Annotated in this window: 9 protein-coding genes; 4 read left to right on the forward strand and 5 right to left on the reverse strand. The window is 65.5% G+C overall.

What is annotated here, in order from left to right; translation table 11 throughout:
* Positions 1-14 precede the first annotated feature (14 nt).
* From treY to XalbCFBP2523_RS06150, 5 genes are all read right to left on the reverse strand, one after another.
* Positions 15-2,636 (reverse strand): malto-oligosyltrehalose synthase, encoded by a 2,622-nt coding sequence (gene treY, locus XalbCFBP2523_RS06130; protein ID WP_045766816.1) that lies wholly within the window; start codon positions 2,634-2,636, stop codon positions 15-17.
* Positions 2,633-4,609: a 4-alpha-glucanotransferase gene (locus XalbCFBP2523_RS06135; protein WP_045766255.1), complete on the reverse strand. Its 1,977-nt coding sequence runs from the start codon at positions 4,607-4,609 to the stop codon at positions 2,633-2,635. The genes treY and XalbCFBP2523_RS06135 overlap by 4 nt, the downstream gene beginning before the upstream one ends.
* A gap of 160 nt (positions 4,610-4,769) precedes the next feature.
* Positions 4,770-6,563 (reverse strand): malto-oligosyltrehalose trehalohydrolase, encoded by a 1,794-nt coding sequence (treZ, locus tag XalbCFBP2523_RS06140; RefSeq protein ID WP_045766254.1) that lies wholly within the window; start codon positions 6,561-6,563, stop codon positions 4,770-4,772.
* A 97-nt stretch (positions 6,564-6,660) separates the two neighbouring features.
* Complete coding sequence (glgA, locus tag XalbCFBP2523_RS06145) at positions 6,661-8,265, reverse strand: glycogen synthase GlgA (protein ID WP_045764690.1); 1,605 nt, start codon at positions 8,263-8,265, stop codon at positions 6,661-6,663.
* 457 nt (positions 8,266-8,722) lie between these two features.
* On the reverse strand, positions 8,723-9,100 hold the full coding sequence (locus tag XalbCFBP2523_RS06150) for a response regulator (protein ID WP_045766253.1): 378 nt from the start codon (positions 9,098-9,100) through the stop codon (positions 8,723-8,725).
* Positions 9,101-9,217: 117 nt separating this feature from the next.
* Between XalbCFBP2523_RS06150 and XalbCFBP2523_RS06155 the strand changes: the two genes are divergently transcribed.
* The 4 genes from XalbCFBP2523_RS06155 to XalbCFBP2523_RS06170 all read left to right on the forward strand — a co-directional run bounded on the left by XalbCFBP2523_RS06155 (position 9,218) and on the right by XalbCFBP2523_RS06170 (position 14,320).
* Entirely contained in the window at positions 9,218-10,516 is a 1,299-nt protein-coding gene (locus XalbCFBP2523_RS06155; RefSeq protein ID WP_012917064.1) for a two-component system sensor histidine kinase NtrB, read from the forward strand.
* Between the two features lie 339 nt (positions 10,517-10,855).
* Positions 10,856-12,787, forward strand: a complete 1,932-nt coding sequence (gene mdoH / locus XalbCFBP2523_RS06160) for a glucans biosynthesis glucosyltransferase MdoH (protein ID WP_045766252.1) — start codon at positions 10,856-10,858, stop codon at positions 12,785-12,787.
* Positions 12,788-12,825: 38 nt separating this feature from the next.
* On the forward strand, positions 12,826-13,491 hold the full coding sequence (locus XalbCFBP2523_RS06165) for an alpha/beta hydrolase (RefSeq protein WP_045758083.1): 666 nt from the start codon (positions 12,826-12,828) through the stop codon (positions 13,489-13,491).
* Between the two features lie 103 nt (positions 13,492-13,594).
* A complete protein-coding gene (locus tag XalbCFBP2523_RS06170; RefSeq protein WP_012917061.1) occupies positions 13,595-14,320 on the forward strand; it encodes a LytR/AlgR family response regulator transcription factor in 726 nt (241 codons plus the stop codon).
* Positions 14,321-14,368 lie beyond the last annotated feature (48 nt).

The following is a 14,368-nucleotide window of genomic DNA, read 5'->3' on the forward strand; positions in this document are numbered from 1 at the left end:
GGCGTTCTTGCGGATCAGGGGAAGGTGGCCAGCACGGCCAGTGGGAAATCGGCGAACAGCGTCGACGCCGGTGTGGCGTTTGATGCTGCGACGGTGGTTGCGGTCAGCACGGCGCGATACTGTGCCGTTGGCAGTGTCAGCAAGGTGTCACGCCAGTCCAGTCGCGGTTGCAGCGGTGCGGCTGGATCCAGCGCCTGTGCGCTTGCGGTTAGGCGCGGCACCACGACGACCAGGCTGTTGCCTGCGTGTTCGCGGACGAAACCGAGCACGTGTTCGGCGCGCGCGCCGCGCGCCTGCAACGGGCGATAGCTGCCTTGTGCGAACAACACGGGATGCGCGCGCCGTAGTTGCAGCAGGTGTGCGATCAACCAGGCTTTGATGTGTCCGCTGTGCCAGTCGCGCAACAGCACCGAAGGCGCGGTCGTATCGCGTAACCAGGCGTGACGCAGCGGGTAATCCACCGGGCGACGGTTGTCCGGATCCACCAGCGATAGATCCCAGCCTTCGCTGCCTTGGTACAGGTCGGGGACGCCGGGTAATGTCAGGCGCAGCGTGGTCTGCACCAGGCTGTTGAGTGCGCCTGCCGGGGCCAGCGCCGCTGCCGTCTGCGCTAGCGCATCGCGCAGCGCAGCGCCAGCGGGGTGCAACAACGTGGTGTCGAGCAGGGCACGCGCGTCGTGTTCGTAGGCCTGGTCCGGCCAGGTCCAGTAGGTGCGCAGCTTGGCCTCGCGCGCGGCCTTGCATTGCCATGCGCCGATGCGTTCGGCGTAGGCGCGCAGGCCATCGGGATCGTCGACCGCCAATTCCAGCGGCCAGGCCGCGACCAGCATCTGCCACAGCATCAGCAGGTCGCCGGGCGAGGGGGCGGTGGGACTGACTGGCAACAGGTTCGCCGAGAGTGTCTGGAATCGCGCGACTTGCGCTTCCCACCACGGCGCTTGGCTGCTGAGCACGGCCAGGCGCATGCGCAGGTCTTCGCCGCGCTTGTGGTCGTGGGTGGCGGTGGCCAGCAGCGCGCGCGGATGCTGCTGCGCGCGTGCGGCATTGCCGGCATGGAAGTGGGCTGGCGCCAGTGCGAACAGCGCCGGATCGCTGCCGACCTCGTTGCGCGAGAGCAGCACGCCATGCCGGTAGAACGCGGTGTCTTCGACCGACTTGGCGTTGAGCGGGGCCGACAACTGCTCGATGCGCTGGCGCAGCATGCGACGCAACGCCACGTGGGTCTTGTCGCTGCCGTGGTTTTCGCGGCTCCAGCGCTCGATTGCGTCGATCGCCGCGCAGAGCTGCGGCTCGCCGTCGGCGTCGGCGCGTGCGCGTAGCGCCGCCTGTGCCAGGCGTGCCGCCTCGGTCTTGTCCAGACCGTCGGCGCCGGCATAGGTGCGATAGACGGTGAAGTGCCGCAGTATTGCGGCCAGACCGCGCGCCAGCATCTGCGAGCTGAATTCTTGGGTGAGCGGATCCAGTCGCGCGGCGGCGGTCAGCGCCTGCACCGCACGCATAAATTCGGTTTGCAGCGATCCTTGCAGAATCTCCTCGCGCGCGGTGCGTTGCTCTTGGTCGAAATCGCCGCTGCGTCCGCTCCAACGCCGCCACAGCGCGGTCAGCGGCGCTGCGCCAGCGGGATCGTGTAATACACCGGCGATCTGGTCCATGGCGTCGTAGCCAGTGCCGCCGTCGCACGGCCAGTCGGTGCGCAGACGTTCGTGCGGGGCCAAGATCTTTTCCAGATACAGCGCGATGCCGCCGGCGCCGACGCCACGCTGGCGTCCGGCGCGATCCAGTTGCGCGCGCAGCCGTTGCACGTAGCCGGTGGGGTCGGCGAGTCCATCGACGTGGTCCACGCGGACCCCGTCCAGGTGGCCCTCGGCGACCAGCCGCAAGGGCAGTGCGTGGACGGCGGCGAATACCTCCTGCCGCTCCACGCGCAGCGCTGCCAGCGAGGTGATGTCGAAGAAGCGGCGGTAGTTGAGCATGTCGTTGCCGACCCGCCACCAGGCCAGGCGGTAGCATTGACGTTCGAGTAGGCGGTGCAGTGCGTCCTCGCCCGTCTGCGCGGCAGCGTTGAGCTGTGCCGCCCAGACTTGGCGCGTGGCGGGCGATGCCTGGGCGATCGCGCCTTCCAGGCGGATCGGGAAACGTTGATCGTGGTGCTCCACGCGCACGTTGCCGTCCTCGGTCACACCCAGTTGTAGTGCGCCCTCGCGCAGTGCTTGCGCGTAGGGGCGGTCCAGAACGGGCAACCATAGCTTGCCGTCGCGTCCGGGCGCGCGCCAGTCGATGTCGAACCAGTTGGCATGGCGGCTGCGCCGGCCGTGGCTGAGGACGTCCCACCACCACGGGTTGTTCGGATGGGTGGCCATGTGGTTGGGCACGATGTCCAGGATCAGGCCCATGGCATGCGCGCGGACTTGTTCGGACAGGTGTCGTAGCGCCGGCTCGCCGCCCAATTCGGGGTTGACCTGGCGCGGATCGGTCACGTCGTAGCCGTGGGTCGAGCCGGGCACGGCGGTGCCGATCGGCGACAGATACAGGTGGCTGATGCCTAGGCCGGCGTAGTAAGGCACCTGCGTGGCCGCATCGTGGAGGGTGAAACCAGCATGCAGTTGCAGGCGGGCAGTCGCGCGCAGCGGGATCATGCACATGCGTCGGTGGTTGGCGCGTCAGTGGTGGTGACGGATGTGTGGCTGCGTGTCTGCGCGAAGGCATCCAGGCGCGTCGCCAGCGTTGCCTCCGTGGTGTCCGCGTCGGGGGATTGCAGGCGTCGACGCCAGTTCGGATGGCCGTCGACGGTGCCGGGCAGGTTGGGTTGCTGGTCCAGGCCGAGTGCGTCCTCGGCGGGCAACAGCGCCAGCGGCGAAGGTGTGGCACCGACGAAGCACAGTGCCATCTGTTCCGCGTCGATGGGCGGTCCCGGCGGCAGTGCGGCGGCACAGGCGCGTTCCATCTGTGCCACATCCGCATGCCGTGTCAGATGGTCGATGCGTTGCTGGGTGGCATTGCACAACTGCAGGCGTGCGCGCCAGTCGATGTCCTTGCCTTGGCACCAGCCGCGTAGGGTCGGCAGATCGTGGGTGGTGGTGGTGGCGATGGCGTCGTGGCGCCACTGCATCGGTGGAAGAAAGGCGCCGTTTTTGTCGCGAGTGAACAGCAGTACGTCGATGCCCATCACGCCGCGTTGGGACAGCTCTGTGCGGATGCCGTCCGGCACCACGCCCAGGTCTTCGCCGATCACGATGGCGCGGTGCCGCCACGATTCCAACGCCAGCAGGCGCAGCAGGTCGTGCAGTGGATAGCGCAGATACACGCCGTCGGTGGAGGACGTGCCACTTGGGATCACCCACAGTCGCAGCAGGCCCAGAATATGGTCGATACGTACGCCGCCACGGTCGCGCAGCACCGCGCGCAACAATGCGATGAAGGGCGCATAGCCGCTGGCACGCAGTGCGTTCGGCGCATAGCCGCTGATGCCCCAGGCCTGGCCGTCGCGGTTGAACGCATCCGGCGGCGCGCCCAGTTCCAGGCCATGTAGCACCGCCTGTGGCCAGGCTGCCGCTTCGGCACCGTGTGGGTCGAAGCCCACCGCCAGGTCGGCGATCAGGCCGATGCCCATGCCGGCCGCCCGCGCCTGCCGCTGCACGCTGGCCCAACTGCGTGCGGCCAGCCACTGCGCGAAGCGATGCAGGGCCGGATCGGTATCGCCGAAGGCGTGCGCGGCGAAGATGGCGTATTCGCGCAGCGCGGTTCCGCCATCGCGCTCGAAGTTCGCCAGGTCCGCGTGCAGTGCGGCGTCGGCGTGGCCGAAATCGGCATGCAACTGACGCAACCAGCGCCATTTTGCTGTGGCCGAGGCGGGCCAGTCGATCAGCGAGCGTGCCTGTGCCGCGGCGAAGCTCTGCGTCAGCCCGGCCGTTTCTATGGCGCGCTGCGTGGCGAGCGTGCCGAGGACGTGCGCCGGTGCGGCTTGCAGTGGGTCGAGGAAACGGCGGTCGCTGGGGGAATACGGGCTGTAGTGGGTGCCGACCGGAGCCGCCGCGTGGACCGGGCTGAGGGCGATGGCATCGCCACCGGCCGCGGCGATGCGTGTGACCCAGGTGGCCACGCCGTCTGCATCGCCAATGCCGGCGTCGTGCGCACCTTGTGTCGAATAGACCTGTAGCGATAGCCCCCAACGCCGCGGGTCGTGGATGCCGACTGCGTCGGCGACGCTGTAGCAGCGCGGCGGCGCCACCGCCACGGTGGTGCGGCGTTCGCCATGCAGTAGGGTCCAGTAGCCGGGCGCGGCGGGTGCGGCGAGGCGACCATGTGCATCGAAATGGCCTTCCAGGTGCAAGCCGTCTTCGCGTTCCAGTCGGTACGCCGTGCCGGGTGTAGCGCCGATGTCGAGCGCCGCGTCCGGGTCTGTGGTCAGTAATGGCGGTGTGGCGGTATCAGCCTGTAGTCGGCGCAGACTGTCGCGGCAGGTGGTGTTGTCGCGTGCGTCCAGGCCCAGCGTGTTCAGTACCAGGCGTAGTGTGTCTGCGCCGACCGTGCGCGGGATGTCGCTGGCATCGATCCAGTTCACCAGCAGGCCGGCAGTGCTGGCCAGGGTATGCAGTGCGGCGTCGGTCATGGGGACGGGCCGGCTGCATCGAGATGGAAAGCGCACCGCATCTTCGCTGTCGCCGGTGGTGCGTGTGATCGCAGAGCGTATGCGTGAGCGTAGGGGGAAGCGGAGCACCAGCGGGGTGTCGTCGGCCACACGGACGCGATCGCGTCGCGACAGCCTGCGCTCACGATGCGCTGCCGCAGCGGTAGTGTGCGACGAAGGCGGCCGGTGGCAGGGACGCCGGGTTTTCCCCGGTGTTTTCCCGGTGTACAGCGATGCCGGGCAGGTCCAGCGGCACCGGCGTGTCACCGAAGTTGACCGCGACGTGCCATTCGTCCCTGCCCATGCGCCAGCCGGCGGTAACCGCCTTCGGCCCGAGCACGCGCGCGCCTAGCGAACGTGCCTGGGTCAGTGCAGGCAGCAGGTACTGACGACGCAATGCCAGCACGGCCACGAACCAGTCGCACCAGCGCACACCGTCGCCGTGGGTGGTGTCGCCGATGTCGGCGATGGAGGTTTGGAACGTACTTGGCGCATTCGGGTCGGGAATGCGCGCGCGCTGCTGTGGGTCGGCGAATGCGGCAAATTGCGCGAACTCGCGGCGTCGGCCTTCGCGTACGGCCTCGTCCAGCGGTGGCGGGAAATCGGTGAAAAACAGGAATGGTGCGCGGCAGCCCCAGGGTTCGCCCATGAAGAACAGCGGGATCATCGGGGTCAGGGCAGTCAGCGCCAGCGCTGAGCGCAGTGTCGGTTCGGTGACCTGGGTGATGAGCCTGTCGCCATAGGCGCGGTTGCCGATCTGATCGTGGTTCTGCGCGAAAATCACGCATTTGTGCGGTGGCAACTGGCTGCTGGGCTCGCCGCGGGGATGGCCGCGATGATCGGCCTGGCCCTGGTAGGCGAAGCCTTCGCCGAGTACCCGCGCCAGGTGTTGCGCCGGGGCATCGGCAAAGCCGGCGTAGTAACCCTCGTGTTCGCCGGTCAGCAGCACGTGTAGGCTGTTGTGGAAGTCGTCGTCCCACTGTGCGCTATAGCCGCGCATCAGCAAGCTGGTTTGGTTTGCTTCGTTCTCCAAGACCAGGTGTACGTGACGTCCATCCTCCACGCTGGCCATGATTGCCTCGCGCAGCGTATCCAGAAAGGCGTTGGGCTTGATGGCGTGGACCGCGTCCAGGCGTAAGCCGTCGAAGCGATATTCGTGCAGCCACATCAGCGCGTTGTCGATGAAATAGCGCTGTACTTGTGGCAGGCGGAAGTCGATCGCTGCGCCCCATGGCGTCGGTGCATCGGCACGGAAGAAGGTCGATGCGTACTGTCCCAAGTAGTTACCATCCGGCCCGAAATGGTTATAGACCACGTCCAGGAACACGCTCAGACCCAGGCCGTGGGCCTCGTCGATCAGTGCCTTGAGTTCGTCCGGATGGCCGTAGGCCGACGCCGGCGCGTATGGCAGCACGCCGTCGTAGCCCCAGTTGCGGCGGCCGGGAAATGCGCTCAGCGGCATCAGCTCGATCGCGGTCACGCCGAACGCTGCCAGCGTAGGCAATTGCGCACGTAATCCGGCATAGCCGCCGCAGGTGCCGACGTGCAGTTCGTAGAACACCGTTTCCGCCCAGGGCCGGCCTTGCCAGTCGTGGTGCCGCCAGCGATAGCCATCGGTGGCCAGCACGGCGCTGGCGCCGTGTACGCCGTCGGGCTGCCAGCGCGAGGCCGGGTCCGGTACCGGCGCATGGCCATCGACCGCATAGCGGTAGCGGGTGCCGTGCGGGCATGCCACCGTGGCAGCGAAATAGCCGTCGCCGACGGCGCTTAGCGCCTGCCGCCGGTCATCGTCGAAGACAAGTTCCACACCTGTGGCGTCCGGTGCCCATAGCGCGAAGACAACCTCGCCCTCGGTGCTCGGCCAGGCGCCGCAACGCGGCGCAGCGCTGTTCGTACTGGCGTTATCGGTTGATGCGAGCATCGTTGCCATGTTCATTCGCCGTACGCTTGTCGTGCAAGACGAGGGTTATCCAGTTGCATGTGTGTCGTCACATGCGATTTCGCAACAGGGAGCCCGGCCTGTTCGCATTCGCTCATACGCTGGCCGTTGCTATCGACGCGGTGCCGGTTGTCGTGGCTGCCACTGGCGCGGCGGTACGCTCGTACAGCGCCATGTACTTGCGCCCGGCCAACTCCCAGCCGCTGGGGCGTAGCATCGCCGCGCGCCGCATCGCTTGCAGCAGGCCCGGCAGACGGAAGGTGCGGAATACACGCTGCAGGCAGCGGCCCAGGCCGTCGGCGGATGGCTCTTCGAACAGGAAACCGGTCACCCCATCGTCCACCGTGTCGATCAGGCCGCCGGTGGCGTGCGCGATCGGCAGGCTGCCGAAGCGCTGAGCGTACATCTGGCTGAGTCCACAAGGCTCGAAGCGCGAGGGCATCAGCAGGAAGTCCGAGCCGGCGAACATGCGCCGCGCTAGTTGCTCTTCGAAGCCGATGTACGCGCCGACATGGCCGGGGTAGTGATGCGCCAGCGCCGCCACCGCCGCTTCGATTTGCGGCTCCCCGCCGCCGATGATCACGATCTGCCCGCCAGCGGCGACGATCTGCGGCGCGACCTCGCAGATCAGATCCAGGCCCTTTTGGTGGACCAGCCGCGATACCACCGCGAACAGTGGGCCCTCGCTGTTGAGCAGGCCGAATGCGTGGCGCACCTGCGCGGCGTTCTCGTACTTGCCCTGGAACTGGCCGATGCCGAAATGGGTTTGCAGGTGCGTGTCCGTGCGTGGATCCCAGCTCGCGTCGATGCCGTTGACGATGCCGCTGAGGCGGCCGCTGGCGGCGTGCCGTGCCAGCAAGGCGTCCAGGCCGCAGCCCTGCGCCGGGCTGGTGATCTGCGCTGCGTAGCTGACGCTGACGGTGTTGACATGGTGGGCGTGGACGATGCCGGCGCGCAGGAACGACATCTGCCCGTAGAACTCCATATCCTGCAAACCTTCATTGGGAATGCCCAGCGCCGCCGCCTTCGCATACGGGAACAAGCCCTGGTAGGCGAGGTTGTGGATGGTCAGCAGGCATGGGGTATGTCCGCCGGACCAGCGCACGTAGGCGGCAGCCAGTGCGCATGGCCAGTCGTTGAGATGCAGCAGGTCCGGGGTCCAGTCCAGTCCGGCGCGGTCGCCCGCGATTTGTGCGGCCGCATACGACAGGGTGGCGAAGCGCAGTGCATTGTCGTCCCAGTCGCGGCCCTGGCTGCAGACGTAGGGCGATCCCTGGCGCTCGAAGAGTGCCGGGCACAGCAGGACATAGACGCACAGTCCATCCGGCTGCTCGATGCGACCAAGTGCGCAGGCCGGCAATGCCGCATGCGCAGCGACCCGGCCCACAATTTCCAGCGGACCGGTCTTGCGCAGTACCGCTGGGTAACCGGGGATCAAGACGCGGATGTCGCAACTGCAGTGCAGCGCACGCGGCAGTGCCGCGGCAACGTCGCCGAGTCCGCCGGCCTTGATGAAGTCGGCCATCTCGGAGGTGACGAACAGGCTGGCGCGGCGTAGTGTCGACTGTAACTTGACAGTTAGCTCGGCGCTGCGCACGAAGCGGCCGCGCGTATCACGGTGACGATGGCGCCGTACAGGTAGCACGGGGTGGCTATCGCGTTGTCTGTCGGAAAGATCGGTAGTGATGCGGGGAGACATGGCGATTCCGTCGGAGCATTGGGGGGACGGTCACACGTAAAGCAACAGCAGTTGCGAGTCCTCGCGGACGCGCGACGTGGCCATGGGATAAGGGCGATGCGCTTGCTAGTATCGAAGCAATTTGACGCTGTTCGATTAAACTACGATTCACGCAATAAAAGGTGCGTGAAGTGCCGCCTTGTCTACATTGGTAAGCGGGTGACGGTAGAACATAAAGCCGTTGGCATGCAGTCGCATGCGCAACATGGGTGCCAATGAATCGTTTAATTTCGCTGTGCGGGGAGGATGGTGCGCCAGTGCGCAATCGTTGCTGTGCGCGGTGCCATTTCTGGGATGCTGGTGCGTATTCGCGAGATGGTGCGAGTTACAGTGCATTTACGACTGGAATTGAACGGTTTTGTTCTTGCGGGAAAATCCAGTATGCGATTCGATGATGCACGGGCGTAGGTTGCCGGGGCTAGAGGGTTCCACTTTGCAAGCGATGTAGTGCGGCGAGCAGTTCGCTGCGGCGGTATGGTTTGGGCAGGAAGCAGGTCTGCGTTGGTAGATTGCCTGCCTCGGGGGTGTGCAAGCCCGAGGTAAGCAGGACGGGGAGGGCAATCCCTTTGCGCCGGAGCTGGCGGACCATGCCGAGGCCGTCGCAACGGGGCATCTGCACGTCGCTGAAGATCAGATCCACGTCCGGGTGCCGCGCCAGCTTCTCCATAGCTTCGTTCGCTGTGCTTGCCGCCAGCACGCGGTATCCATCGGCAGCCAGCATGTCGGCGGCTAGTTCTCTTATGGTTTGATCGTCTTCAACCAAAAGAATTGTGGCCAGGGCGCCTGTCGTGCGCATAATGCTGTCACCACCGAATACTGGGTGGACGCAGCTTCACGGTTTTCCAGTGAAGCGCTGGTGATGCTGGGGCAATCCCGATATTCTCGATTTCACTAAATTACTGCGAGATGCAGCTTGTCCACTCACGCCCGCTATCGGCAGATCGTCGAACTCTCGCACGATTGCATCAAAGAAGTCGGTCGCGATGGCATCGTGCGTTCGATCAATACGCACGGGTTGACCTTGCTTGGGGTATCGGAGCCCAAGAGCATCGTCGGGCGCCTCTGGGTGGGGCTGTGGCCAGAAGATATGCAGCCGCTCGCCGATGCCGCCTTTGCTGCGGCCTTACGCAACGAGCAGAACGAATTCTGGGCGCAACGCCCATCTCAGGATGGGCGGCAACGGTGGTGGCATGTGATGGTCAGTCCGCTGGCCAATGCGTCGGCACTGGTCGAAAGCGTGTTGGTGATCAGTCGCGATGTCACCCCGCAGCGTCAAATCGAGCAGGCGCTGCGCACCCTCGGCGACCTGACGCTGGGGCGCGCGGAGGACGGGGCGGAGACAGAGGCGGTGGTGCAGGCCGAGGCTGCGGCGCTTGGACGGCATTGGCAGGCGCAGCATTCGCAATTGCGTGGGCAACTGGATATCGCCTTGGCGGCGCAGCGCGTTGCCGAGCGCGCCATGGCCCAGGCACAGAAGGGCGAGGCGGTCGGACAGATGCTCGCCGGCGTCGTTCACGACTTCAACAACATGCTGCAGACCGCGATGACCTCGGTGAGTATGGTCGCCGACCAACCGCAGCGTCTGCAGCCGGATCAGCGCAGGTTGCTGGGCATCGCCGGCGATGCGCTGCAGCATGGTGCGCGGATGACCCGGCGCCTGCTCGGCTTCGCGCGGGCGCATCCGGTCAAGCCAGAGTGGTTGGACCTGTGCGATCTTGTCGTGCAGATGCAGCCGCTGCTGGCACAGGCACTGGGCAGCGAGATGCGGCTGCAGATGGATACATCCGCCAGTCCCGCGACCACCTATGCCGACCGCAATTCGGTCGAACAGGCGGTGATGAATCTGGCCCTGAATGCGCGCGATGCCTGCCGCCCGGGCGACGTGGTCTGGATCCGTTGCGGTACGCTGGAAGTGCCGCCTTTGCGCGCGGTGGCGATGCGCCAACCCGGTACGTACGTCACCCTGGTGGTTAGCGATCAGGGCGAGGGGATGTCGGAAGAGACCAAGTCGCGCCTGTTCGAGGCGTATTTCACCACCAAGCCGGAAGGGAAGGGGACAGGGCTGGGGTTGGCCCAGGTCTATGGCTTGGTGCGTCAGGCCGGTGGGTTTGTTGATGTCGATTCCGAATTGGGCCGCGGCACCACGATCACGCTGGCCTTCCCGTTGGTGCCTCGGCCGCTTGGCGATAGCGCTGATTCCAACGTTTCTTAGCAGGTGTAGGTGTTCGCCCGTGCTGGTGGTGGCTGTCCCGTGTCTGGCCCGAACCCGGGCGGGGCTCGTGTCCTGGGGAGATCTTATGGTCCGTTGAAGGCTGGCATGCCTGAATGGATCTGGCGCCTGGGGCCGCCGCAACGCCTGTAACAGCCTTCGTGAGCATACTATCTAGGCTTTACAGTGGCACTGGTGTGCCTGCCGACAGGAGCGAGCGAACGTGGTATCGAGTGGCGAACATAATAAGGTTCGTGCGGCTGTGACGTTAAACGTCGCGATGTCCGTGCGCACACAGCCCCAATACTGGCGCGGCTGTGTCCAAAGCCATCGGTGGATGGCATGAGCACTGTCGCCCCGTCCCGGCCCATGCCCTCAGCAGTGTTCCTCGATGCCGGTCATGCCGTGTTGCCGCCGGAGGCACCGCTAGCAATGCCGCTGCAGTCGCTGAGCGAAGGCAAGCTGCTCAATCGACGTCTACCCAGTACGCCAATGGGCATCGCTTGGCGACGTTTCTATGTCTTCGGCACCACCGCAGCGATGACCGCCTATGCCAGCATGCTGATCGGCAAGGTCCTGCTGATCGGCGGAGTCAGCGTGCTCGAAGGCTGTCTGATGGTGTTGTTCGTTCCGCTGTTCGCCTGGATTGCGTTGTCCTTTGTCAGTGCGCTGGCCGGGTTCTTTACCATGGTGTTCGGCCATGGCCGCAAGCTCGGCATCGACCCGGATGCGCCGCTGCCCAGCGTGCACTGCCGCACCGCCTTGTTGATGCCTACTTACAACGAGGATCCGCATCGGCTGATGGCCGGCTTGCAGGCGATCTACGAGTCGGTGCAGGCCACGGGGCAACTCGAGCGCTTCGATTTCTTCATCCTCAGCGACACCACGCGTCCCGCCATCGGCGCAGAGGAAGAAGTCGTCTACGCCGAACTGCTTGAGCGTGTCGGTGGCCAGGGCCGGTTGTTCTACCGCCGTCGTGCCAGCAACACCGGGCGCAAGGCTGGCAATATCGCCGACTGGGTACGCCGTTTCGGCGGCGCTTATCCGCAGATGTTGATCCTTGACGCGGATAGTCTGATGACCGGCGATAGCATCGTGCGCCTGGCAGCGGGGATGGAAGCCAATCCGGATGTCGGCCTGATCCAGACGCTGCCGGAAGTGGTCAATGGCAATACCCTGTTTGCTCGCATGCAGCAGTTTGGCGGCCGTGTCTATGGTCCGGTGATCGCTTTCGGTGTCGCCTGGTGGCACGGTGCGGAGAGTAACTACTGGGGCCACAATGCGATGATCCGTACCGAGGCATTTGCCGCGCACGCTGGCCTGCCGGTGCTACCTGGACGCAAGCCGTTCTGCGGTCATGTGCTCAGCCACGATTTCGTCGAGGCAGCGTTGATGCGTCGTGACGGTTGGGCAATGCACATGGTGCCGTATCTGCAGGGCAGCTACGAGGAAGGTCCGCCGACGTTGACCGATTTGCTGGTACGCGACCGTCGTTGGTGCCAGGGCAACTTGCAGCACTCCAAGGTAGTGACCGCGCGCGGTCTGCACTGGGTCAGTCGGATGCACATGCTGGTCGGTATCGGACATTACTTCACCGCGCCGATGTGGGGCATGCTGATGTTGATCGGCATCGCCATCCCGCTGCAGAACGGCGGCATCGATCTAGTCGCTTCGGTGCTGGCGCCGTTTTCGCCTGCACGCTACTGGCACCAGCAGGATTCCAGCCGGATGTTCTGGGTGTTCGCGGTGACCATGTTCGTGCTGTTGGCGCCCAAGATGCTGGGTTATCTGGCGATGGTGTTCAAGTCTGAGAAGCGACGCGGGTGCGGCGGCGCATTGCGTGCGCTGTTGAGCATGTTGCTGGAGACGCTGTTGGCTGCGTTGATGGCGCCGGTGGTGATGTACATACAGTCGCGCGGTGTTGCCGAGGTGCTGGCCGGCAAGGATTCCGGTTGGGATGTGCAGCAACGCGACGACGGCCGTCTGTCCTGGCGGGCACTGTTGCGCGGCTACGGCGGGCTGAGCGCGTTTGGGCTGTTGATGGGCGGCATGGCTTATGCGGTCTCGCCGTCACTAGCCGCGTGGATGGCGCCAGTGGTGATCGGCATGGCGCTTGCCGTACCGGTGGTGGCGATCAGTTCCTCGCGCGCGGTTGGCCTGTGGTTGCGCAAGTTGCACATTTTCGCCATTCCAGAAGAATCCCAGCCACCGGCGGTGTTGTTGCGCGCGGCAGAGTTGCGCCGGGAGGCCGCCGCGCGGTGCGTCGAGGCGTGAGCCGGGCATAATGCCTAGCGTCACGATAGGGAGCTAACATGCTGGAGACAGTGGAACACGAAACCGGTGCCGCGCCACGCTGGACCGTTCTTTGGCTGCATGGGCTGGGGGCGGATGGTCACGACTTCGCACCATTGGTGCCGCAACTGGTCCGGCCGGGTTGGCCTTCGTTGCGCTTCGTGTTCCCGCACGCGCCGATGCGCGCGGTGACCATCAACAACGGCGTGCGTATGCGTGCCTGGTACGACATTGTCAGCATGGACTTTGCTCACCGCGCCGACAGCAGCGGGGTCGCGGCCTCGGTCGCCCAGGTTGAGGAACTGATCGCGCGCGAGCATGCCCGTGGTGTTCCTGCCGAACGCTTGCTATTGGCCGGTTTCTCCCAGGGTGGGGCGATCACCCTGGCGGCCGGGTTGCGTAGGCAACAGCCGTTGGCGGGCCTGATCGGTCTGTCGACTTATCTGCCGGAACTTGCCGAGGTGGCCCGCTGGCATGCCCCGACGGCGCTGTCGCAGCCGCTGTTCATGGCCCATGGGCAGAGCGATCCGGTGATCCCGCAGGTCTATGCCGAGCAGACCGCGCAGGCGCTGCGGGCGCTCGGCATGCCGGTGCAGTGGCAGCGTTATCCGATGGCGCATCAGGTCTGCCCCGAGGAGGTCGCCGATCTTGGCGATTGGATGGCGGCGCGTTTCGCTGCCGTCTGAGCCCAGGCTGGTGCTGGCGGGGTCGCTTGCCGCCGATGGCAGGTATCAAGGGCGCCCGTTACTATGCATCCAGCGCGCACGCCAGCCGACCGAGGACACGCAGGTGAAAGTGCTGATCGCCGACGACGAACCCCTGGCCCGCGAGCGTCTGCGTGTCCTGTTGACCGAGCACCCCAGTGTCGAGGTGGTGGCTGAGGCCGGCAGCGGTTTGGAGACCTTGCATGCCTGCGATCGGTTGCGCCCAGATCTGGTGTTACTGGATATTGCGATGCCCGGTCTCGATGGCCTGGAGGCCGCTCGCTACCTTGCTGCGTTCGAGCCCCGGCCGGCGGTGGTATTTTGCACGGCTTACGACGCGCATGCCTTGTCCGCGTTCGAAGCGGCGGCGATCGACTATCTGATGAAGCCGGTGCGTGCCGAGCGTCTGGCGGCGGCATTGCAGCGTGCCCGCATGTTCGTGGCTGGGCGTGCCGACAGCGCGGCTGTGCCGATGCAGCGTCGTACCCAGCTGTGCGCGCGTTTGCGCGGCATTCTGCGCCTGATTCCGCTCGATACCATCCACTATTTCCAGGCCGAGGAGAAGTACGTGGTGGTCCACCATGCGGGGGGCGAAGATTTGATCGAGGAATCGCTGCGCTCGCTGGAGGAGGAGTTTGCCGAGCGCTTCGTTCGCATCCATCGCAACTGTTTGGTTGCGCGCCAGGAACTGGTCGAACTGCGCCGTCTTGGCGATGGACAGGTACAGGCGGTGCTGCGCCATGGCAAGCAGCCGTTGGAAGTGAGCAGGCGTTGCGTGGCGCAGTTGCGGCAGGAGATCCGTCAGCGCTGAAGGTGCCGCATTCCCATTGCGGCAGCGGCGGAAGACGACTTTCCGTGA

The sequence above is a fragment of the Xanthomonas albilineans genome, assembly GCF_002939705.1.
Taxonomy (GTDB): domain Bacteria; phylum Pseudomonadota; class Gammaproteobacteria; order Xanthomonadales; family Xanthomonadaceae; genus Xanthomonas_A; species Xanthomonas_A albilineans.